Raw genomic sequence first — 20,776 nt, 5'->3', positions numbered from 1 at the left:
ATTATTTCCATTAAAAGGAAATTAAATGAGTAAACTAGTTTTAGGATTGGATTTAGGAATAACTTCTATAGGCTGGGCTTTAGTAAATGTTGATAGTAAGATAGAAAACAATAAAATTATTGATAGTGGTGTAAGAATATTTACTATTGCTGAACACCCTAAAGATGGGAAGTCTTTGGCTCTTCCTCGTCGTGAAGCACGAAGTGCTAGACGAACTACTAAACGCAAGGCTCAAAAACTACGAGTAATAAAACGACTGCTTCTTTCAAATAAAATTCTTACTCAAAATGAACTAGATACTCTTTTTATTGGCAATAAAGGGCAAAAAGATGTTTGGGATTTAAGAAGAGAGGCTCTTTATAGAGAATTAAATAACAAAGAACTCTCTCGAATTATGATTCATCTTGCTAAACATAGGGGTTACAAGTCCAATAGAAAAAGTGATGAAGTAACAGATAGTGAAGGCAAGGCAGTTCTCTCTGGAATTGGGCATAATAAAACTGTTTTAGAGAGTTCAGAATTCCTAACAGTTGGTGAGTATATCTCTACAAAAGAGAAAAAACGCAATGGAAAAGATAGTGAGGGAAAACTAAACTATGAGAATTCTGTTGCAAGAAGTATGCTTGAGCAAGAGATAGAGATAATTTTCACAAAACAAAAAGAGTTTGGAAATAAATTTGTCAATGATACGTTATTGAAAACTTATAAAGAGATAGCATTTGAGCAAAGACCTTTAAAATCAGTATTTGATATGGTTGCAAATTGTCCATTTGAAGTTAATGAAAAAAGAGCTTCAAAAAGTTCTTATAGTTTTGAATATTTTAGAGCCTTACAAAAACTTAAAAATCTGCGTTTGATTATAGAGAGTAAAGAAGAGTTACTTTTATTTCAAGAGATACAACAAATTATATTTAAAGCAAAAACTATTCAAAGAGCAATTAAATATTCAGATTTGAGAAAACTACTTGATTTAGATGAAAATGTGCAGTTTAAAGGCTTAGTCTATCATGATTATAAAACAGGAGAAATTAAAAAACCTGAATCTGAAAAACTTATAGAATTTCCTGCTTATCATAAAATAAAAAGGTCAATTCAAAATGCAGATAATCTTTTTTGGGATACTATAGAAAATGATTATGAGGTTTTAGATGCCATTGCAAATATTTTAACAACTGAAAAAGATGATAAAGAGAGTTTAAAACAACTTTTTGAGATTGTAGAGAATAAACAGGTGTGTGAAGCATTATTAAGCCTTTCATTTTCTGGTTTTGGGCATTTAAGTACCAAAGCGCTTAGAAACATCGTCCCGTACCTTGAAGAGGGAGAGGATTATGATAAGGCTTGTAATAGAGCAGGTTATGATTTTAAGGCTATCTTTGAAGGTGAAAAAACTCTACTCTTGCCAGCATTAAGCAAGCAAGAAAATATTGAGATGACAAATCCAGTCGTTAAAAGAGCAGTAGCACAGATGCGACTTGTTTATAATGCCATTGCTAGAAAATATGGGGCGATAGATACTGTTCATATAGAATTAACAAGAGATATTAAAAAATCTCATAAAGATAGAAATGAGATTAAAAAAGCTCAAGGGGATTTTAGAGACAAAAAAGAGGAAGCAAGAGTTCATGCAACTGAAATTTTAGGGCATGAACCAAGTGCTAAAGAACTTCTGAAATTTAGACTTTGGAAAGAGCAAAATGGTGAGTGTATATACAGTGGTAAAGAGATTAAACCTGATTTGTTAAATGACCCTTATGCAACAGAAGTAGACCATATACTGCCATATAGTCGCTCACTTGATGACTCTCTAAATAATAAAGTTTTATGTTTTACAAAAGAGAACCAAGATAAAGGCTCACAAACACCTTATGAGTATATGAGCCAAGAGAAGTTTGATGTATTTGAGCAGAGAGTTAAGGGTTACAAAAATATAAAACAAGCAAAAAAAGGAAGACTGCTAAAAACTAATTTTGATGAAAATAGTGAAATAGCTTTTAAAGAGAGAAACAAAACTGATACCTCATACATATCTAAGTTTATAAAAAACTATATGGAAGCACATATAGCATTTAGAGACTCAAAAGATAAACGACATATATATACTATGAATGGAATGCTTACTTCGCAACTGCGTTATAAGTGGGGAGTAGGTGACAAAAACAGAGACAATCATCTTCATCATGCAGAAGACGCGATAATTTTAGCATTTGCAACGCAGTCTATGGTTAAAAGACTTTCTGATGTTTCAACTAAACGCGAGGGATACATCTATAAAAGTAAAGAGGAGAAGTCTAAGGCTTTGCGATTTGTAACGCCACTAGAAGATTTTGGAGTTAGAGTGAGAGAGAGTGTGAGTGAGATCTTTGTTTCGCATATGCCACGAAGAAAGATAGGTGGGGCTGCTCATAAAGAGACCATATATAGCAATAAAACATTAAGTACGAAAAAAGAGAATGGTAAGGTTGAGGTACTTAAGGGTGGTAGTGTAACAAATAATGTAAAACTTAAACATGGAATAGCCTTAAATGATACTATGCCAAGAGTGGATTTATTTCAAAATAAAAAGACAGGTAAATACTATTTAGTACCTATATATGTGAGTGATTTTGTGAAAGAGAAGTTGCCAAATAAGGCGATTGTCGCTGGAAACAAACCATGGATAGAGATGGATGATGAGTATGAGTTTAAGTTCTCATTTTATAAGCGGGATTTGATAGAAGTTAAGACGAAGAAGACTGCTAAGAAAGAATCTGTTCAAATTTTGGGCTATTATGATAGCACTCATAGTGGGACAGCACAAATTTTTATTAAATCACATGATGGAAATAGAGAAGATATTTTAGGTTCTCAAAATTTAGTATTTATAAAAAAATATCAAGTAGACCCTTTAGGAGGCTATGTTGAGGTAAAGAGTGAAAAACGGCAAGGTAGTATAAAAGAGGGAAGACAAAGAAAAAATAGGAGCTAAAAAAGGAGAAGATTGTGAGTGCATGGAGAACGATACTAGTAAGTAAACCTTGTAAGCTTAGTATGAAAAATCGACAGTTTGTTTATGAACCAAAGGATGAACCAATCATTCAAGTGCCGCTTGAAGATATAACGGTCATAGTTTTAGAGACAAATCAGGCTATTGTAACGACTGCACTTTTAAGTAATATAGCTCTTTTTAGCTGTGATAACTACCATATGCCAAATGGTCTCTTCACTCCATTTCATCAGCACTCAAGGCTCTCTCAAATCGCTCATATTCAAGTAGATATGAAAGCTCCTTTAAAAAAACAGATATGGCAAAAAATCATCATTCAAAAAATCTCAAACCAAGCAAGGCTTTTAAGGTACTTTAACAAAGATGATTTTCAAGTCTCTGTTTTAGAAAACAAAGTAAAATCAGGCGATAGTGAAAATTTAGAAGCACTAGCAGCAAGAAGATATTGGAGTCTGCTTTTTGATGACTTTACAAGAGATCAAAAAGCTTTTGATCCTAGAAATATAGCACTCAACTATGGGTATGCCATACTTAGAGGTGCTGTTGCTCGTTCTTTAGTCTCGCACGGTTTACTTCCAACTTTTGGAGTTTTTCATCGTTCTGAACTCAATGCTTATAATCTCGCTGATGATATGATAGAACCACTTCGCCCAATGGTAGATATGGTAGTGAAAAAACTAGAGATAGAAGATGCTCTTGATGTTCACCTAGGAATAGAGGTAAAGTCAGCACTTTTAAATGTTCTAGTAATGGAGATGAAACTAAATGATGAAAATGTACTTATGCTTAATATTTGTGACACGATGGCAGAGGGCTTTGTAAGGGCTATGAAGTTAAATGACAGCAACCAACTCATTTTACCATTGGTAGAGTAAAGTGGCTAAATTTATGTGGATATTTGTACTTTTTGACCTACCAACTAAGACAAAAAAAGAGAAAAGAAGTTATATAGAGTTTAGACGCTTTCTTCTTAAAGATGGGTTTATTATGATGCAGTTCTCTGTATATAGTCGAATTTGTAAGGGTGATGATAGTGTAGATACTCACAAAAAAAGAGTAAAAGCACATCTGCCAAGTAAGGGACATGTGCGGATGCTTTCAATAACTGATTTGCAATACTCTAAAATGGAAACTTTAGTTGGTATAAAAAAAGAGGAAGAGAAGTTAGAAAAAAAACAACTTTTACTATTTTAGAGAAAGTGGGTAAAAATGAAACAAATATTCTTTAAAATCAAGAAGAATATTTTAATTAGAAGCAGTTAAAAATTTGAAAAAACCTAAATTTTGAGAAAAATTTACAATTTTTAGAGATTTTTTTTGAGAAATAAATGTCTGCCAATACACCTATAAAAGGGGTGTAGAAGCACGTAGTATAGCATATCCGAGTGAGAAAGGGGGCTATAACTTGACAGAATAATAAAAGCAACGCTGATGTAGTATAGCATATCCGAGTGAGAAAGGGGGCTATAACGCTCCAAAAGTAGGAAACATTTCATCAAGAAGTATAGCATATCCGAGTGAGAAAGGGGGCTATAACAAGGCATGGAGAGAAGCAATTAACTATTTTAGTATAGCATATCCGAGTGAGAAAGGGGGCTATAACCTCTTGCGATGGCATACCTTTAATGTTACCAGTATAGCATATCCGAGTGAGAAAGGGGGCTATAACTACGGAGACACAGAAGTCCATGTAACACTTAGTATAGCATATCCGAGTGAGAAAGGGGGCTATAACGCTGCGAATGCTGCTGTTACTATGCCTACTAGTATAGCATATCCGAGTGAGAAATGGGGCTATAACATGGAATGATTATTGACAAAAGAATAACTATTGTATATAATAGCAATATACAAGGAAGAAAGTGGAATTTGATTGTTTAGATATTGAAGCTATTGTTGGATTTGATTGGGATGAAGGGAATATTCATAAAAATGAAAATAAACATGGCTTAAAATGGACAGCGATTGAAGAGGCTTTTTTTAATGAACCTTTGCTAATTGTCGAAGATTTTAGACACTCTTTGGATGAGTGTAGATGTGTGGCTCTTGGTAAAAATGATTTTGATGATTTAGTGACTGTTGTTTTTACCATTAGAAAAAATCACATCAGAGTTATATCTGCAAGAGCAATGAGTAAAAAAGAGAGGATGATTTATGCAAGAGCTTAAAAAATTACCAATATTTAAAGATGAAGCAGAAGAATCTGCTTTTTGGGATGAAAATGATGTGTCAGACTACTTTGATATGTCCAAGGCAAAACCTGTTAGATTTTCAAATCTTAAAAAAACTACAAAGAGTATATCTCTGCGTTTACCTGCTGATATGATAGAAGAGTTAAAGGTTAAAGCTAATGCAATGGATGTACCTTATCAGTCATTGATTAAGATGTTTTTAACTAATGCACTTAGAAGCGCATAAATAGGGATAATATAATGGCAATAATAGAATTAAACGAAGCGAATTTTAACGAGACAATAGAAGCTGCATTTGAAAAACATCAGACTGTGATACTGAAGTTTGGCTCAGAATTATGTGATGCTTGTATGGTACAAGGATTTGAACTAGAAGAGTTAGATGAACTTCTAAAAGAGTTGGTAATACTTGAGATAGATTTAAGTGAGTCAGAGGCACTTTCGTATGAATTTGATATTACGGAAGTGCCTACAACAATTATATTTAAAAATAGAGATACAATACTACTGCGTGAAAAAGGTATTATACTCGCAGCCGATATGCAAAAGATAATTAAAGAAGCATAATTACAAAATCTCTTGTGAAGTTATTTTGTACTCAAAAGTTTTTGGATCGTAATAGTTTAAAACATTATCTTCAACTTCTGCATAAGGATAACCAAACATATTTAGAGGGTACTCTTTAGGTTGAGGGAAAAGTTTAAAATCTCTAGCATGATTAAAACCAACCCAGTTCATCTCCCAAGAGTGCATATATTTTTCTAATAATTTTTGTACCTTAGAATCATTAAATTTCAATCCCTCTACAAGCTCTAGTTTTGTAATGTCAGCTGGATCTGTTGGTATCCATCCAGCACCTTCAATGTAGTACTCTGCGCGACAGTGTTGCCAAGTAGAAATCGTTGCAAAACCTTTAGCATCGCTTTTTCCTAGTGCTTTACTAAAGTTACTTTTTCCAAGACGAATACCAAAAACTTCGCGTGTAGGAATACCTGCAGCTCTAGCAATTGCAGTAAAGAGTGAGCTTAAATCGGTACATTTACCACCAAAGTAACCATTTTTATAAATATCTTCTACCTCTGTTTGTGTAATCATCTTACCAACATCACCCTTGCCACAACCAATGACTTTTTTATCTCTAAATGTATGACTAGCACACCAAAGATAAACTTTTTTAATCTTTTCAAAACTATCTGTACTATCGCCTGTAATTCTATCAGCAAGTTGTTTTATAATGCCAGCTATTGGAATATGTGCAGTTGGTTCTAAATATTGTTGAACATCTTTAGAGAGTGGTAAATTTGCTTTACTTGCTCTTTTAATTTTATATATTGGCACTGTTCTATATATTGTCTCGATCTCTAATTGTAAATTAAGAATTTTTTTCTTATCAGAGCGTTTCCATTCTGCAAATAGAGTGTTTGCATCATAATCATTTTTACTATTTATATTGTAATTGTCATAATTACCATCAAAGTGTATTAGTTTCACTTTTTGGTACGATGCGTTAAATGGAAGTGGATTCCATAGTTTAGCAGGGAAATTTTTGTCATTATATTCTACTTCAAAATTATAATTTACAATAAATTTTCTACTCTTAACACCTTTAATATTTTCAATTTTACTAGCAAATGTTACAACAGGAGTTGTCGCTAAAGCACCTAAAGTTATACTACTTTTTTTTATAAAATCTCTTCTTTTCATCTATTTTTTGTCCTTGAAAATTAACTTTTTTAATTTTTTTAGTATATCAAAATTGTCTTTTTTTTTCTATTGTTATCCATACTTTTAAAAACAAGTGTTACAATTCCTGCAAATAAAATATTAAAGGATTAGAAAAATGGTAACAGTTTTTACAAAATTTCCAGTAAAGCCAGAGTTTAAAGAAGAGTACACTGCACACTTAAAAGAGGCAGTAAAAAAACACAATATTGAAGATCAAGCGGGTTGTAGTGCTATGAACCTATTAGCACCACAATCAAACCCAATGACAGGTGAGAACAATACTTTCATCATTGAAACTGTATGGGAAGATATGAAAAGTTTTATGGCATATACACAAAGTGATGCGTTTAAAAAATCTCATGAAAATATGCCTCCTATGGATTGGTTTGCAGGCAGACCTTCTGTTGAAGTTTACGAAAGTATAGACTAAACAACACTTAGGGGTGCATCTTCGCACCCTTGAAATCTAAATGATACATAAATTCAAAAAATTCAGTAAAAAAATTGGTCGTGGACTTAAGCAAGAGTACAAAGAGACCAAAGAGATCCCCAAACATATTAAAAACAAAGAGTACAAAAAAGCAGGTGAGCAGATAGGTGACATTGGAAAGATGACTTTTCTCTCAGCACTTTGGATTTTACCTGGTGGAGGCATTGTTAGTACCACACTTGTAAAATTTTTTAAAAAACTCCGTCCAAGCTCTTTTGTGGAAGAAAAAGAGGAAGATTAATTCATACTCTCTTTTAAACTCTCAAACGCCTCTTTAACATCCTCTTTCGTAGTTTTATGTGTCAAATCCCTGTAGTAGCTGTAGATATTTTTATACCCTTTATATAAATCGAGTCGAATAAACCCCGATGGAAAATTTGAGAGTGTTTTCCTCGCTGCATTTTGATTGGAGTTACAGACAATGCCGCTTTTTTGAGAGACTTGAAGTCTATAACTACAGTTTTCATCAAAATTGTAGAGCTTATTCATTGTCGTTTCTAAAAATTTGTTTGGTGGAAAAATGACAAGACGCATACATTTTACATTATGCAAATCTTTTTCTGATTTTGTGATGGTTGCATTGTTGTCACTGCAGCCACTAAACGCAGCGAGTAGCAAAAGAGTAAGTACAAATATTTTTTTCATCTATCACCTTTTAAAAAAGATTCTTAAAACTCCAACTACAAACAAGATGAGCGCAAAGGTTTTAAGTTCATTGTCATAGAGCAGGGTAAAAAAGGAGGCAATTATAAGTACAAAACCGCCAAGAAGTGGCTTGATGTAGTTTTTTATCTCCTTTGCTACCCAATGAAGCTGGTCATCGGAGAGTTTTACCTCTACATCATCCTCGGCAATTTTTTGCACAGATGTTTGAATGTTCTGCAGTACAAAAGGGGCATCTTTAACGCTTTGAACAATGAGTTCACGAAAGCCATCTTTAGCTCCAAGTGCTTTTGGAATGTTCTCTTGCAGCGTCGGGAGAATGTCTTTGATTCCATTAAAATTTTCTATGTAAGTTGTACCAAGCCCCTCGATGATAGCACTTACACGAAGAATGTAGATGGCATCAGATGGAAGTTTAAAGGGAAAATCTTTTGTCGTAGCAAGGACATCAAAAGCAAGTTGTTGCATCGATTCACTCGTAAGATTTTCATTTGAAAAGATGGCAAACATTTTGGCGCTAAACTCTGCAAGCTCGGCAGTTGGCGCTTCGTAAGCTATGGTTCCAAGGCGCTTATTTGCACTAATGTAGAGTTCATAATTCTCCTCATTTGCCGCTTTTATAAGCTCAATGATAGCAACTCTTGTTTTGTTTGGTACGCGTTTGACCATACCAAAGTCAAGTAATATTAGTTCGCCTTCACTAGAGACAAGAAGATTACCAGGATGTGGATCTGCATGAAAGTAGCCCTGCAGGAGCATCTGGTCTGTGTAAAAATTGACAAGTTTTTTTATGAGTGGATGAAAATCTATGTCGTGTTTTGAAAGGTTCTCTTTGTCATCAAATCGAAAACCCTCTTCAAAACTCATTACAATAGCTGAGTCACAGCAATACATTTCATATGGTTTTGGAAACCTGATGCCGCTCTCTTTGTAAACTTCTGAGAAACTTTTGAGATTGTGCAGTTCATTTTGAAAGGAGACCTCTTGGAGTATCATCTTTGAAAATTCACTAATGACAGCATCTATGGAGTTTTTTGTGTAGGTGCTAAAGAGTGGTTTGAAAAGATTGTTAAAAAAGTTGAGTATGTTTATATCTGCACTTACTTGCTCTTTGATGTTGTAACGGCGAAGTTTGACTGCTACTTTTGTGCCGTCTTGCAAGTGCGCGATGTGAACCTGTCCAATGGATGCAGAGGCAATAGGCACTTCTTCAAAACTCTTAAAACAGCTGCGTTTAGCAAAGGCATTTTCATAAATTTTTGTAAATTCACTTTTGCTCATTGCTGGGAGCTGGTCATGCAACTCTTTGAGCTCACACAGATACTCTTGGCTAAAAAAATCACTTCTAGTTGCCAAGACTTGAGCTAATTTAATAAAACTTGCACCAAGAAGAATAATAGTTGCGTTTAGCCTCTTTGGTTGGAGAGGTTTTAGTCCTAAAAAGCTCTCTTTTTTCTTTATCAGTAGGTAAAGAGTGAGAAGAAATAGAAAAACAGCCCAAACTCTCTTTGGATTGTAGTAGCTTATTTTTTGGATAACTCATCCTTTAGATTTGCGATGTCCTCTTTTGTAGCAAGTCCAAGCTCATCTATGACCTCTTTAATGCTTTTTTTAAATATCTCTTTTATGCGTTTTTCTTCATCTTGACCCTTTGTAGAGAGGGAATCTAGCAGTGAAGTTGCATCATCTTTTTTGAGTTTACCTTCATCTTCAAGTTTTTGAATCTCATTTTCTACTTTCTCTTTAAGTATAACACCCATTCCTAGACCAGTATATAACATATCTTTTAACATCATAAATCCTTCAAATATTTTTCATATTATATTCTAATAATAGTAAATTGTTTATTGATTAATATATGAGCAAAATTATGGCAATTTGGATGTAGTTTTATGCTATTATTTAATCAATATAATAATTAGTGAGTTTACAATGATAGGTAAGATAAAAGATTTTTTAGGTTTTGATATAAAAGAAGAGAAGTACAAACTCTCTCATGATGATACTTTTGGAATGATAGCAGATGAGAAGAAGCCAGATAAATGGGTCTTTTCTACTTGTGGTTACTGTGGTGTAGGGTGTGGTCTTTACATCGGTGTAAAAGATGGTAAAGCAGTTTACACAAAAGGAAATCCTAAGCACTTTGTAAATAAAGGAACGCTTTGTCCAAAAGGGCTTTCAGAACATCAGATGATAAACTCTCCACATAGGATTCAAACGCCGCTCATTCGTAAAGATGGTGAACTGCAACAAGCTACTTGGGATGAGGCTTTTACAAAAGTAAGCTCAGAGTTTAAACGCATTCAAAGGGAGCATGGAAACAGTGCTGTCTCGGTCATAGGGACAGGGCAGTTCTTGACAGAAGAGTTTTACACGCTTGGAAAATTTGTGCAGTTAGGACTGCAAACAAATAACTATGATGGAAATACAACACTCTGCATGGCTTCAGCAGTTATGGGTTACAAACAATCTTTAGGAAGTGATGGTGCGACAAGCTCTTATGAAGATTTTGAAAAAGCAGATACCATCTTTTTGGTAGGTGCAAATATTGCGGACAATCATCCAATTTTAACACTTCATATCAATAAAAACCCAAAGAAAAAGGTTATAGTCATTGACCCGCGTGCAAGTAAAACTTCACAGATGGCAGATGTTTATGTACCTATTAAGCCGCGAACTGACTTAGCACTCTATAACGGTCTAGCTTACATCATTTTAGAGCAGGGCTGGGAGAATGAGGGTTACATTAAAGCCAATACTAACGGTATAAAAGAGCTAAAAAAACATCTTCAGGATTATCCGCCACAAGAGGTGGCAAACATTACTGGAATTGATGTAAAAACACTTTATGAACTCGCTCGTGAATTTGTCTCAAATGAGAAGGTCATCACTGGCTGGACGATGGGAATTAATCAGTCATTTATGGGAACAGATACCGTAAGTTCTATTATTAACCTTCATCTTTTAACAGGACATATTGGTCGAGAGGGAACAGGTCCTTTTTCCATTACGGGTCAGTGTAATGCTATGGGAACGCGTGAGACAGGGTTTACTTCAAGTCTTCCAGGGTATAGAAACTATGGGGATGAGGCAGCACTTAAAGAGTATGCAAAAATTGTCAATGTGCCAGAGGAGATTATTCCTCGTGAACGTGGGTATAAATATGCCGAAATTATTGAAGCTATAGACAGAGGTGAGATAAAAGCACTCTGGATAACAGCAACAAACCCGCTTGTAAGCTTTGTAAATCAAGAGAAACTGCGTAAAACTTTGGCAAAACTTGATTTGCTTGTGGTGCAAGATGCCTTTTTAGGAGATACTGCACAAATTGCTGATGTAATTTTTGCCGCAGGTACTTGGGGTGAAAAAGAGGGAACTTACACCAACTCTGAACGCCGTTGTAACAAAGCAAATAAGGCAGTAGAACCAATAGGTGATGCCAAAGGTGATTTTGACATCATTTTAGAATTTTCAAAATATTTTGAGGGTGTTAATGAGATGCTTTTTCCTAACTGGAGTGAGCCTCGTGATGCGTTTGAAGAGTGGCGTAAGGTCTCTAAGGGACAGTTGTGTGACTATAGTGGGATGACTTATGAGCTTATAGAAGAGCATGGCGGTATTCAGTGGCCTTGTAATGAGCAGTTTCCACTTGGTAGTAAACGTCTTTATACTGAAGATATTCCATTTAGAACGGCAGATAAAAAGGCAAAACTTCTTTGTTTGGAGTGGCACCCTATGTCAGAGCCTATAAGTCCTGAATTTCCTGTTATTTTAAATACAGGGCGTACAGTTGAGCAGTGGCATACGCGTACAAAAACAAGAGACATCGCAATACTTGACAATTTAGCACCAGAAGCGTGGGTGGATATTAGCCCTGATGATGCAAAAAAACTCAAAGTCAAATCTGGTGATAGAATGAGCCTCTCATCTCCTCGCGGTCGTGTAGATGATGTTGTGGTAAGAGTAACTGGAAGTGTAAGACCAGGGACGGTATTTGTACCATTTCATTTTAACGAACAGCTTGTAAACACTCTTACACAAGAGAGCTTCTGTCCAAAATCAGGTGAACCAAACTTCAAACAGACTGCTATTCAGTTACATTCTGAAGAAGTTCCAGAAGGACTGCGTTTAGAAGAGCAAGAGGTAAGTGGTGCCATTGCCCATCATAAAGTTGTTTTTGAGGGTGTGAGTGTAAAAAGTACTGAGAGAGAATTGAGTGGTGTAAACTAGATGTGGATGGGGTAGGGAGGATTAAAATTTGTATATATTAAATAAAAAAATTCCTTAAAAATTAAAGTAACCTATAATTCTGCTTTATATTTTTTAATACCTAAAATAGTTATTTGTTCTTTGGCTTCATCCACCTTATAAACTATTGTATAACCTTTAAAAATCAAATCTCTGATGGTTTCATTATTAAAATAGATAGATTTTCTATATTTGTAAGGCATATCTTGAATGTTTGAAATTTGTTTATCTAATTGATTTCTAAAAGTTAAGGCTCTTTTCTTACTATCAGTAGAAATGAATTGCATGATTTCTTGAAGTGAGTTTAAATATTTTTTACTTCTTACAATTTGCATTATAAAGATTGCTCAAAAGCTTCCATCTCTTTCTCATATTGTTCTTGGCTAAGTGCTCTAGCTTTACCACTTTCAATATCTTCTAAAGCCTCGTGAAAATAAGCCTTATCTTCTTGAAATTGATTAGAGTTTATATAGTCATCTTTTTTATCTACAAGGTTTACAAGGTATTCGTTGATTTTTGATTGCATGTCTACACCTGCGTTTACAAGTTGTTTGTAAACATCATCTTGAATATTTAAGGATATTTGCATAAGTAACCTCACTTTTTAATATAAGTAAGTATAGCATAGTTTCATAGAGACTTGAATTAGTGGATGGGGTAGAGGGATTCGAACCCACGCATAGTGGCACCAGAAACCACGGCCTTACCGCTTGGCGATACCCCAGTTTGAATTTGTTATATTTTTTTATTGAAAAGTTAATGTGGATGGGGTAGAGGGATTCGAACCCCCGAATGTCAGCACCAAAAGCTGATGCCTTACCGCTTGGCGATACCCCATCATTTTGAAAGTAATAAATTGGTTGCGGAAGCAAGATTTGAACTTGCGACCTTCGGGTTATGAGCCCGACGAGCTACCGAACTGCTCTATTCCGCGGTGTTTAAACACATTCACTCTGTGTTTGTGAGCGAAATTATAGACAAAAACTTTTTTAATGTCAAGGCTTTTGCAAAGAAAATTGAAAATTTCTTTTTTGACCTCTTTTTAATGAATATTTTTATATAATGAAATCATTAAAAATATAAATATATAAAGAGAATGAAATGAAACCAATAGATAGAGTTTTACAGGCAATAGAAGATGTGAAGAAGGGAAAAATGGTCATCATGGTTGATGATGAAGATAGAGAGAATGAGGGTGACTTAGTCTATGCTGCTGCATTCTCAACACCAGCACATGTAAATTTTATGGCTACAAATGCCAGAGGACTTATTTGTGTTGCACTCTCCAAACCTATTGCAAACAGACTTGCATTAAATCCTATGGTGAGTTCAAATACATCATCGTATGAGACTGCGTTTACAGTTTCAGTTGATGCAAAAGATGCACTTACTGGTATCTCTGCAAAAGAGAGAGACGATACCATCAAAATACTTGCAAACCCTATCTCAAACGCAGATGAGCTTGTAAAACCTGGGCATATCTTCCCTTTAATAGCAAAAGATGGTGGTACACTTGTTCGTACTGGACATACTGAAGGTTCTGTTGACCTTTGCCGTTTAGCAGGTTTGAGTGAAGCAGGTGTTATTTGTGAAATCATTAAAGATGATGGAACAATGGCGCGTAGAGACGACTTAGATATATTTGCACAAAAACATAAGTTAAACACTGTGTTTATCTCTGATATTGTGGAGTATAGACTTGCAAATGAGAGACTTGTAAAAGAGATTAGCGTAGAAGAGATAGAATTTTTTGGTGTAAAAGTAAGTCGTCACACTTTTGAAGATCATGATGGCGTGGAACATACTGCGATTTTATTTTATAATGCTGGTGAAGTGGCAAATGTAAGAGTGCATAATGTTATTACAGATTGTGAGTTACTTTTAAATCAAGAAAAATATAACAATCTTATTAACTCCATAGAGTATCTCAAGCAAAACAGTGGTCTTTTACTCTTTATAAACAAAACAAATCATCAGGACAACGCAGCCATGAAAGAGTTTGGTATTGGTGCGCAGATTATCAAATCTTTTGGTGTTTCAAAAATGAACCTCATTACTGCTATGCAAAAGACGGATTTTATTGGCTTAAGTGGGTTTGGTTTAGAAGTTAATGACATTGTAAATGTATAAAAGAGAGAGAATATGAGAGATTTTTTTAAAAGAGTTGAAGAAGATGGAAGTGAAATTTATATAGAGAGCGATATGAGTGCTTATGGTTATAGTGAGCGATACAGTTGGCTTTTTAGTGTTTTTATAAAATTCGATGCTTCTAAAAATTCACAAGAGAGTTTTGAAGAGTTTTTAGAAACCAAAGAGGCACTTATTATCGCCGTAGAGCATGATGGTGGTGCAAAGTATGTTGGTAGTCGCGTTGTAGATGGTTGGAATGAACTTTACTTCTATGCAGAAAATGCAAAATCTCTAAACGCAGTCGTCTCTAAAATGTTAAGTAATAGTGGATATGTTTATGAAAGTAGTGTTGTCAAAGATACAAAATGGAATTTTCACTATAAAAATCTTATACCATCAGCTTTGGAATCAGCACATATTCAAAGTGAAAAAATCATTTTTATGTTGCAAGAGGAAGAGGATGATTTAGAAGTTCCTCGTCTTGTTGAACATTATGTTTCATTTACTACGCCTACGCAAAAAGAGAAATTTTTAGAGTTACTTCCGTTTGAAGATTTTAGTTTTAAAGATGAAATAAGTGGTGAAGATTTTGAAAATGGTCTTGCTTTGGTAAAAGAACACGCGGTAACAGAAGAAGAAGTACGCAAAAATGTAGAACAACTTTTTGAAGCTTTAAAAACAGAGCAGGGCTTTTATGAGGGTTGGAGTACAACGCTTGTAGATGGAGATGAAAGCGAATAATATGCAGAGCAAAGAGAAAATATTTGCCATTACTGGTGTTATAAATTATATTTTTGTTGTCTTTTTGAATGCTTTTACCGATTTAGGGCATAAGATAATTATACAAAATACAATTTTTAAGGTTTACGATGGCAGTACACAAATAGTTTTAACGGCTATTGTAAATGCTTTGGTACTTTTGCCTTTTATTTTGGTATTTTCTCCCTCTGGATTTTTAGCAGATAGATTTCCTAAAAATAAAATTATGGAGTACTCTGCAATCTTTGCTATTGTGATTACTCTTGGTATTACTTACGCTTATTATCATGGATATTTTATTTTTGCATTTGTAATGACTTTTTTGCTCTCTATGCAGAGTGCTATTTATGGACCTGCAAAATATGGCTACATTAAAGAGCTTTTCGGTGAGAAATTTTTAACAGGTGGCAACAGTATAGTGCAGGCTACGACGACAGTAGCCATATTGGGTGGAATTATTTTTTATACTGTATTGTTTGAAAATATGTATGACACTTCACTTGTTACAAAGTCTGAAATACTGGAGCGAATTGCCCCTCTTGGCTGGCTTTTGGTTATTAGTTCGGTTATTGAGTGGTATGGTGCTTCTACGCTACCAAACAAGATACTTGTTGCTAGTAAAAGAACTTTTAATCTAAAAAAATATTTTAGAGGGGAGTATCTTTTTCGCAATCTGAAAACAGCAACACGAAAGAGAGAAATTTTCCACGCTATTTTAGCATTGAGTCTATTTTGGTCAATCTCTCAAGTTGTTTTGGCGATTTTTGGTGAATACGCAAAAGATCAACTAGGAGTGTTAAATACTATATATGTTCAAGGTGTTATGGCGTTGGCAGGAGTAGGAATTGTATTTGGCTCCATAATGGTTGCAAAACTTTCAAAAGAGTATATTAATCTCGGTCTTGCAGGCATTGGTGCTGTTATGGTTACTATTTTAGTCTTTTGTATTCCATTTGTTCACTCTATGGTACTTATGTCTGTAATGTTTTCTTTTTTTGGAATTTTTGCCTCTTTTATTTTAGTGCCTTTAAGTGCGCGCATACAGTTTTTAAGTGCAAATGCACATTTAGGGACAATTTTAGCTGCAAATAATTTTATTCAAAATATCTTTATGTTCTCATTCTTAGTTTTAACTACGCTGTTTGCTTATTTTGGAATGAATGCAATCATCCTCTTTTATTGTATGGGGTTTGTCGGTATTTATCTTATTTATCTTCTTTTTCATAATTATATGACAGAAACATTTTTCACTACAATGAAGCTCTTTTCACTTGCTAGACACAGATATGAATACTTTGGAGTGCAAAATATTCCAGATGAAAAAGCTGTACTACTTTTGGGAAATCATGTAAGTTGGATTGACTGGATAATTTTGCAGTTGGCGCTAAAGAGACGCATTAACTTTATGATGGACAAAGAGATTTACCAGTGGAAATTTTTTCACGCTATTTTTAAAAAAGGAGAGGTTATTCCTCTCTCTCCTAGAGCCTTTAAAGATGCAATGCATGAAGCATATAAACGCCTGCAAAACAGAAGTATTGTAGCAATATTTCCAGAGGGTGCAATAAGCGTAGATGGTGCTATAAAGCCATTTCATCGTGGTTATGAACTTATTTGTAGCGATTATGATGGCGTGATTATTCCCTTTTATATTGACAGTGGAATTTTTGGTAGTAAATTTGCAAAGTATAAACCAGCAGATGCCAAACGCAGCCTTTTTAAACGTAGAGAGGTAAAAGTCTATTTTGGTGAGCCTATTTCTAAAGAGACCAAATCTGAAGAGTTAGAAAAAATTATTAAAAAGATGAGAGAAAAATATGAAACTAAATAAACCAAAACACAATCTTTACAGAAACACAATCTATGCACTTGAAGGGCTTGTGGATATTGTGAAAAATGAGACCTCTTTTAAGTGGCAGCTTCTGATGCTTTTTGGATTTGGCACACTCGCTTGGATCTTGCCGCTGCATTTTGGCTACAGCAGCATTCTGTTTTTATCACTCTTTTTGCCTATTTTGGCAGAAATAGTAAATAGTGCCATAGAGCGAACAGTAGATTTAGTTACGCAGGATTATCACATACTTGCAAAACAGGCAAAAGATGTTGGTGCAACACTTGTTTTAGTAAGTTTTTTAGTGACTGTCCTTATTTGGATAGCCACACTGTTGGTTGCGTTTAAGCTTGTTTAAAAAGGGATTTTATTTTGAAATTTTTGGTTTTGCTTTTTATAGTAACAGTGGTACTCTTTGGAGAGACTAGACCAAAAATAGCTTTGGTTTTAAGTGGTGGTGGTGCGCGTGGTGGTGCGCATGTTGGTGTGTTAAAGGTTTTGGAACAAAACCGCATTCCAATAGATATGATTATTGGTACAAGTATGGGCTCCTTTATGGGAGGACTTTATGCTGCAGGAAACACACCTCAAGAGATACAAAAGATGCTGGTCTCAACAAACTGGCATGAGTACATTCGAGCAGATATGGATCGTAAAAAGATTCCAATGCAGCGTAAATTAACTGAATATACTTACCAAGGCAAACTTGGATTTGGCATTAATGCAGACAATGAACTTGTTCTGCCAACTGGTGTACTCAAAAGAGAGCCTCTTTTGCTGAAATTTAGTGAATTGACTGCAAATGTGGCAGATGTAAAAGATTTTGACAAATTAAGTATTCCTTTTAGGGCAGTTGCGACGGACATTAAAAATGGTAATGAAGTGGTACTAAAGTCTGGTTCACTTGCTGAGGCTATTTACGCTTCGAGTGCAATTCCTGGAGGTTTGCAACCTATAGACATTAATGGCATTGACCTAGTAGATGGTGGTGTTAGTGATAATATTCCCATTGATGTAGCGCGTAAAATGGGTGCAGATATTATTATTGCTGTGGATGTAAGTGAAAATTTTTCAAGCACTTTAGATGTAAATTCCTACCTTGTAGTTGTTGGACAACTTGTAGATATAATGATGCGTAAAAATGCAAATGAATCCATAAAACATCTCACTTCAAAAGATATTTTAATCACACCAAAACTTGATGGTTACTCAGGACTTGATGCGGACAAATATGCAGCTATAATTGAGCGAGGGTATGTAACTGCACTCAAAAGTGTAAAACAGTTACAGAGATTGTCCCTTTCTAAACAAGAGTATGCAAAATATAGAAAAAAATACAGAAAAAAACACCATGCCAAAAAGTTTATCATTGATGCTATCAAAATTAAAAATGAGACGTATATTTCAAATGAAGTTATTAAAAAAATGATACGACAAAAAACTGGTACTACATTTAATGATAAAGCTTTGCGTGAAGATATGCTAAAGCTTTATCATCTTACTACATTTGACAGCATAACTTATAAAATTGTAAAATCCAAGGGTAAAAATATTTTGCTTATTACAACAGAGCCAAGTTGGAATAGTAATGGAGATGTTCTTTTTTCTCTCTCTTTAGATGATGATTTTAACGGGCACTCTGCATATAGTCTTAAAGTCGGTTATTTGATGTACGGCATCAATTCTTTGGGCGCTGAGTGGCGAACAGATGCAGAAATAGGAAAAAAACAGCGTTTTGCTACAGAGTTCTATCAACCACTTGACTACAGACAAAAGTGCTATGCGAGACCTTTTGTCTCTTATGAAAAAATGACCTATATTGTTCCGACAAAAACTGTGGGAAATCAAGAACTTGAGAGTAGGGGATATGGTGGTGGTTTAGCCTTTGGTATAAATCTATCACGAAGCCTGCGCGCAGAGCTAAACGCAGCGGCATACAGAGATAAGTCGGACGTTGGTTTGATTCAATATTCAGAAGAGTTTAATGCGCGGCAAGTAAACGCAAAAGTGCTTTTTGACTCACTAGATAACTATAACTTTCCAAATAGTGGTTTTTTAGGCAAAATAAACATAAAAAAAGATGCTAAAATTTGGGGAAGTGATTATGACTATGAACAGTTTTATAGCGAAGTGCAAAAACCTTTAACTTTTAGAGATAATACGCTTATAATAAATGCAAAACTTGGTTTTACAGATGTCAAAAGTAAGCAAGAAGGAGCGGTAACGGTTTACGATAAGTTTTTACTTGGAGGAATGTTTAATCTCTCAGGATACCCAGCAAACTCATTTGCTGGAAATAACATTGCGTTTACAAGTATGATGTACCGTTACAGAATAAAAAATGGCGGTTTTTTCGGCTCACTTGGTGTTCCTCTTTATGGTGGTTTTACACTAGAGGGTGCTTCTGTTTGGGGAGATGGCAAAAATTTGCATATAGATGAAATAAAATCTTCCGCCTCTTTGTTTGTTTCAGCAGATACACCGCTTGGTGCATTTTACTTTACTTATGGGTATGCGGATGAAAAACATAATAATTTATATCTTTACTTAGGAGAAAAATTTTGAAAAAAACAACTTTAATTATTGGTGCAGGTGGCGTTGGACGCGTGGTTGTCCATAAATGTGCGATGAATGTGGATGTCTTTGGAAATATTGTACTGGCAAGTAGAACAAAATCTAAATGTGACATAATAGCCGCTGAAATAAAAAATGTAACAATTCAGACTGAGTGTGTTGATGCGGATATTACTGAAGATATTATCTCTTTAATTAAGAAAGTAAACGCAGCGATTGTTATAAATGTGGCACTTCCATATCAGGATTTAACTATTATGGATGCTTGTATTGCATGTGGTGTTGATTATCTCGATACTGCGAACTATGAACATCCTGATGAAGCAAAATTTGAGTATAAATTACAGTGGGAAAGAGATGCTGCGTTTAGAAAAGCTGGCATCATGGGGTTGCTTGGAAGTGGATTTGATCCGGGTGTGACAAATGTTTTTTGTGCTTATGCACAGAAGCATTATTTCGATGAAATAGAGACCATAGACATTTTAGACTGTAACGCTGGTGATCACGGCTATGCTTTTGCAACAAATTTTAACCCTGAGATAAATCTTCGAGAAGTAAGTGCAAATGGGCGCTATTGGGAGAATGGCAAGTGGATAGAGACAGAGCCTATGGAGATAAAAATGGTTTGGGACTATCCTGAAGTGGGTGAAAAAGATAGCTATCTGCTCTATCATGAAGAGATGGAATCCCTTGTCAAACACATTAAAGGGCTTAAACGCATTCGATTTTTTATGACTTTTGGTGAGAGTTATTTGACTCATATGAAATGTTTACAAAATGTCGGAATGCTTGGCATTGAGCCAGTTGAGCATCAAGGACAAAAAATAGTTCCTATGGAGTTTTTAAAAACACTCCTGCCTGATCCTGCTTCACTCGGACCTCGTACCAAAGGAAAAACAAACATCGGAATTGTTGCTGAAGGTGTAAAAGATGGTAAAAAGAGAAAAATATACATTTATCAGGTAAGTGACCATGAGAAGTGTTATGCCGAGGTAAACTCTCAAGCAGTTTCGTACACAACGGGTGTACCGGCAATGATAGGTGCAAAACTGATGCTGGAGAAAAAATGGTATGAAGAGGGTGTGCATAATATGGAAGAGTTCGACCCTGATCCATTTATGCAAGAGCTTAACAAGCAAGGACTTCCTTGGAAAATTAAAGAGCTTTAAGGCAAAAAT

General features: G+C 34.9%; 21 protein-coding genes, 3 tRNA genes and 1 CRISPR repeat array. Of the genes, 15 read left to right on the top strand and 9 right to left on the bottom strand.

All coding sequences use genetic code 11. The features are described from left to right. Positions 1-25 precede the first annotated feature (25 nt). From cas9 to MV589_RS03080, 6 genes are all read left to right on the top strand, one after another. Entirely contained in the window at positions 26-2,968 is a 2,943-nt protein-coding gene (gene cas9 / locus MV589_RS03105; protein ID WP_297431940.1) for a type II CRISPR RNA-guided endonuclease Cas9, read from the top strand. Between the two features lie 14 nt (positions 2,969-2,982). Then, entirely contained in the window at positions 2,983-3,861 is an 879-nt protein-coding gene (gene cas1 / locus MV589_RS03100) for a type II CRISPR-associated endonuclease Cas1 (protein ID WP_297431938.1), read from the top strand. Position 3,862: 1 nt separating this feature from the next. Beyond that, positions 3,863-4,180 carry a CRISPR-associated endonuclease Cas2 gene (cas2, locus tag MV589_RS03095; protein WP_297431935.1) on the top strand — a complete coding sequence of 106 codons (318 nt, stop codon included), beginning with the start codon at positions 3,863-3,865 and terminating at the stop codon, positions 4,178-4,180. Positions 4,181-4,355: 175 nt separating this feature from the next. Further along, a CRISPR array of direct repeats spans positions 4,356-4,787; the repeat unit is 36 nt; unit sequence AGTATAGCATATCCGAGTGAGAAAGGGGGCTATAAC. A gap of 61 nt (positions 4,788-4,848) precedes the next feature. Continuing rightward, on the top strand, positions 4,849-5,154 hold the full coding sequence (locus MV589_RS03090) for a BrnT family toxin (RefSeq protein ID WP_297431933.1): 306 nt from the start codon (positions 4,849-4,851) through the stop codon (positions 5,152-5,154). Beyond that, positions 5,141-5,404: a type II toxin-antitoxin system BrnA family antitoxin gene (gene brnA, locus MV589_RS03085; protein ID WP_297431931.1), complete on the top strand. Its 264-nt coding sequence runs from the start codon at positions 5,141-5,143 to the stop codon at positions 5,402-5,404. Before MV589_RS03090 ends, brnA begins: the two co-directional genes overlap by 14 nt. Positions 5,405-5,418: 14 nt before the next feature. Continuing rightward, positions 5,419-5,745: a thioredoxin domain-containing protein gene (locus MV589_RS03080; RefSeq protein WP_297431929.1), complete on the top strand. Its 327-nt coding sequence runs from the start codon at positions 5,419-5,421 to the stop codon at positions 5,743-5,745. Here the strand turns inward: MV589_RS03080 and MV589_RS03075 are convergent, their stop codons facing one another. Next, entirely contained in the window at positions 5,746-6,882 is a 1,137-nt protein-coding gene (locus MV589_RS03075; protein ID WP_297431927.1) for a transglutaminase-like domain-containing protein, read from the bottom strand. It lies immediately after the preceding gene. A 136-nt stretch (positions 6,883-7,018) separates the two neighbouring features. On the opposite strand from MV589_RS03075, the gene MV589_RS03070 reads away from it, so the two are divergent. Both MV589_RS03070 and MV589_RS03065 read left to right on the top strand, forming a co-directional pair. Continuing rightward, a complete protein-coding gene (locus tag MV589_RS03070) occupies positions 7,019-7,333 on the top strand; it encodes an antibiotic biosynthesis monooxygenase family protein (protein WP_297431925.1) in 315 nt (104 codons plus the stop codon). Between the two features lie 40 nt (positions 7,334-7,373). Beyond that, positions 7,374-7,634: a hypothetical protein gene (locus MV589_RS03065; protein ID WP_297431923.1), complete on the top strand. Its 261-nt coding sequence runs from the start codon at positions 7,374-7,376 to the stop codon at positions 7,632-7,634. Here the strand turns inward: MV589_RS03065 and MV589_RS03060 are convergent. The 3 genes from MV589_RS03060 to MV589_RS03050 all read right to left on the bottom strand — a co-directional run bounded on the left by MV589_RS03060 (position 7,631) and on the right by MV589_RS03050 (position 9,849). After that, on the bottom strand, positions 7,631-8,038 hold the full coding sequence (locus MV589_RS03060) for a hypothetical protein (protein WP_297431921.1): 408 nt from the start codon (positions 8,036-8,038) through the stop codon (positions 7,631-7,633). The genes MV589_RS03065 and MV589_RS03060 overlap by 4 nt on opposite strands. Before the next feature lie 3 nt (positions 8,039-8,041). Continuing rightward, positions 8,042-9,337 (bottom strand): ABC1 kinase family protein, encoded by a 1,296-nt coding sequence (locus MV589_RS03055; RefSeq protein WP_521966163.1) that lies wholly within the window; start codon positions 9,335-9,337, stop codon positions 8,042-8,044. A 242-nt stretch (positions 9,338-9,579) separates the two neighbouring features. Further along, complete coding sequence (locus MV589_RS03050) at positions 9,580-9,849, bottom strand: hypothetical protein (RefSeq protein ID WP_297431919.1); 270 nt, start codon at positions 9,847-9,849, stop codon at positions 9,580-9,582. 139 nt (positions 9,850-9,988) lie between these two features. Here MV589_RS03050 and MV589_RS03045 point away from each other — a divergent pair, with 139 nt between their 5' ends. Next, positions 9,989-12,286, top strand: a complete 2,298-nt coding sequence (locus MV589_RS03045; RefSeq protein ID WP_297431917.1) for a molybdopterin oxidoreductase family protein — start codon at positions 9,989-9,991, stop codon at positions 12,284-12,286. Between the two features lie 71 nt (positions 12,287-12,357). Here the strand turns inward: MV589_RS03045 and MV589_RS03040 are convergent, their stop codons facing one another. The 5 genes from MV589_RS03040 to MV589_RS03020 form a co-directional block, all read right to left on the bottom strand. Continuing rightward, the gene (locus MV589_RS03040) at positions 12,358-12,639 is read right to left on the bottom strand and encodes a type II toxin-antitoxin system RelE/ParE family toxin (RefSeq protein ID WP_297431915.1); all 282 of its coding nucleotides are present in this window, start codon (positions 12,637-12,639) and stop codon (positions 12,358-12,360) included. Then, positions 12,639-12,893: a hypothetical protein gene (locus MV589_RS03035; protein WP_297431913.1), complete on the bottom strand. Its 255-nt coding sequence runs from the start codon at positions 12,891-12,893 to the stop codon at positions 12,639-12,641. The genes MV589_RS03040 and MV589_RS03035 overlap by 1 nt, the downstream gene beginning before the upstream one ends. Positions 12,894-12,953: 60 nt before the next feature. Further along, positions 12,954-13,028, bottom strand: a tRNA-Gln gene (locus tag MV589_RS03030). Between the two features lie 38 nt (positions 13,029-13,066). After that, a tRNA-Gln gene (locus MV589_RS03025) sits at positions 13,067-13,141 on the bottom strand. Positions 13,142-13,161: 20 nt separating this feature from the next. Next, positions 13,162-13,238 (bottom strand) — tRNA-Met (locus tag MV589_RS03020). Between the two features lie 167 nt (positions 13,239-13,405). Between MV589_RS03020 and MV589_RS03015 the strand changes: the two genes are divergently transcribed. The 6 genes from MV589_RS03015 to MV589_RS02990 are packed head-to-tail and all read left to right on the top strand — an operon-like array spanning position 13,406 to position 20,767. Then, complete coding sequence (locus tag MV589_RS03015; protein WP_297431911.1) at positions 13,406-14,434, top strand: bifunctional 3,4-dihydroxy-2-butanone 4-phosphate synthase/GTP cyclohydrolase II; 1,029 nt, start codon at positions 13,406-13,408, stop codon at positions 14,432-14,434. A 12-nt stretch (positions 14,435-14,446) separates the two neighbouring features. After that, entirely contained in the window at positions 14,447-15,175 is a 729-nt protein-coding gene (locus tag MV589_RS03010) for a DUF695 domain-containing protein (protein WP_297431910.1), read from the top strand. Continuing rightward, the gene (locus MV589_RS03005; protein ID WP_297431908.1) at positions 15,162-17,024 is read left to right on the top strand and encodes an MFS transporter; all 1,863 of its coding nucleotides are present in this window, start codon (positions 15,162-15,164) and stop codon (positions 17,022-17,024) included. Before MV589_RS03010 ends, MV589_RS03005 begins: the two co-directional genes overlap by 14 nt. Further along, positions 17,011-17,382 (top strand): diacylglycerol kinase, encoded by a 372-nt coding sequence (locus tag MV589_RS03000; RefSeq protein WP_297431906.1) that lies wholly within the window; start codon positions 17,011-17,013, stop codon positions 17,380-17,382. Before MV589_RS03005 ends, MV589_RS03000 begins: the two co-directional genes overlap by 14 nt. Before the next feature lie 14 nt (positions 17,383-17,396). Beyond that, positions 17,397-19,589: a patatin-like phospholipase family protein gene (locus MV589_RS02995; RefSeq protein ID WP_297431904.1), complete on the top strand. Its 2,193-nt coding sequence runs from the start codon at positions 17,397-17,399 to the stop codon at positions 19,587-19,589. Next, positions 19,586-20,767, top strand: coding sequence for a saccharopine dehydrogenase family protein (locus MV589_RS02990; protein WP_297431902.1), 1,182 nt, complete (start codon positions 19,586-19,588; stop codon positions 20,765-20,767). Before MV589_RS02995 ends, MV589_RS02990 begins: the two co-directional genes overlap by 4 nt. The last annotated feature ends 9 nt before the right edge of the window (positions 20,768-20,776 follow it).

Origin of the sequence: Sulfurimonas sp., from assembly GCF_026991475.1 — a bacterium.
In the GTDB taxonomy this organism is placed as follows: domain Bacteria; phylum Campylobacterota; class Campylobacteria; order Campylobacterales; family Sulfurimonadaceae; genus Sulfurimonas.
The sequence above is the reverse complement of the archived record's forward strand: the minus strand, read 5'-3'. Positions and strand labels throughout refer to the sequence as shown.

Bases quoted from the DNA above. Each gene is read 5' to 3' on its own strand.
- cas9 (WP_297431940.1), top strand. From the start codon at position 26: ATGAGTAAACTAGTTTTAGGATTGGATTTAGGAATAACTTCTATAGGC.
- brnA (WP_297431931.1), top strand. From the start codon at position 5,141: ATGCAAGAGCTTAAAAAATTACCAATATTTAAAGATGAAGCAGAAGAA.
- MV589_RS03080 (WP_297431929.1), top strand. From the start codon at position 5,419: ATGGCAATAATAGAATTAAACGAAGCGAATTTTAACGAGACAATAGAA.
- MV589_RS03075 (WP_297431927.1), bottom strand. From the start codon at position 6,882: ATGAAAAGAAGAGATTTTATAAAAAAAAGTAGTATAACTTTAGGTGCT.
- MV589_RS03070 (WP_297431925.1), top strand. From the start codon at position 7,019: ATGGTAACAGTTTTTACAAAATTTCCAGTAAAGCCAGAGTTTAAAGAA.
- MV589_RS03065 (WP_297431923.1), top strand. From the start codon at position 7,374: ATGATACATAAATTCAAAAAATTCAGTAAAAAAATTGGTCGTGGACTT.
- MV589_RS03060 (WP_297431921.1), bottom strand. From the start codon at position 8,038: ATGAAAAAAATATTTGTACTTACTCTTTTGCTACTCGCTGCGTTTAGT.
- MV589_RS03055 (WP_521966163.1), bottom strand. From the start codon at position 9,337: ATGAGCAAAAGTGAATTTACAAAAATTTATGAAAATGCCTTTGCTAAA.
- MV589_RS03050 (WP_297431919.1), bottom strand. From the start codon at position 9,849: ATGTTAAAAGATATGTTATATACTGGTCTAGGAATGGGTGTTATACTT.
- MV589_RS03045 (WP_297431917.1), top strand. From the start codon at position 9,989: ATGATAGGTAAGATAAAAGATTTTTTAGGTTTTGATATAAAAGAAGAG.
- MV589_RS03040 (WP_297431915.1), bottom strand. From the start codon at position 12,639: ATGCAAATTGTAAGAAGTAAAAAATATTTAAACTCACTTCAAGAAATC.
- MV589_RS03035 (WP_297431913.1), bottom strand. From the start codon at position 12,893: ATGCAAATATCCTTAAATATTCAAGATGATGTTTACAAACAACTTGTA.
- MV589_RS03015 (WP_297431911.1), top strand. From the start codon at position 13,406: ATGAAACCAATAGATAGAGTTTTACAGGCAATAGAAGATGTGAAGAAG.
- MV589_RS03010 (WP_297431910.1), top strand. From the start codon at position 14,447: ATGAGAGATTTTTTTAAAAGAGTTGAAGAAGATGGAAGTGAAATTTAT.
- MV589_RS03005 (WP_297431908.1), top strand. From the start codon at position 15,162: ATGAAAGCGAATAATATGCAGAGCAAAGAGAAAATATTTGCCATTACT.
- MV589_RS03000 (WP_297431906.1), top strand. From the start codon at position 17,011: ATGAAACTAAATAAACCAAAACACAATCTTTACAGAAACACAATCTAT.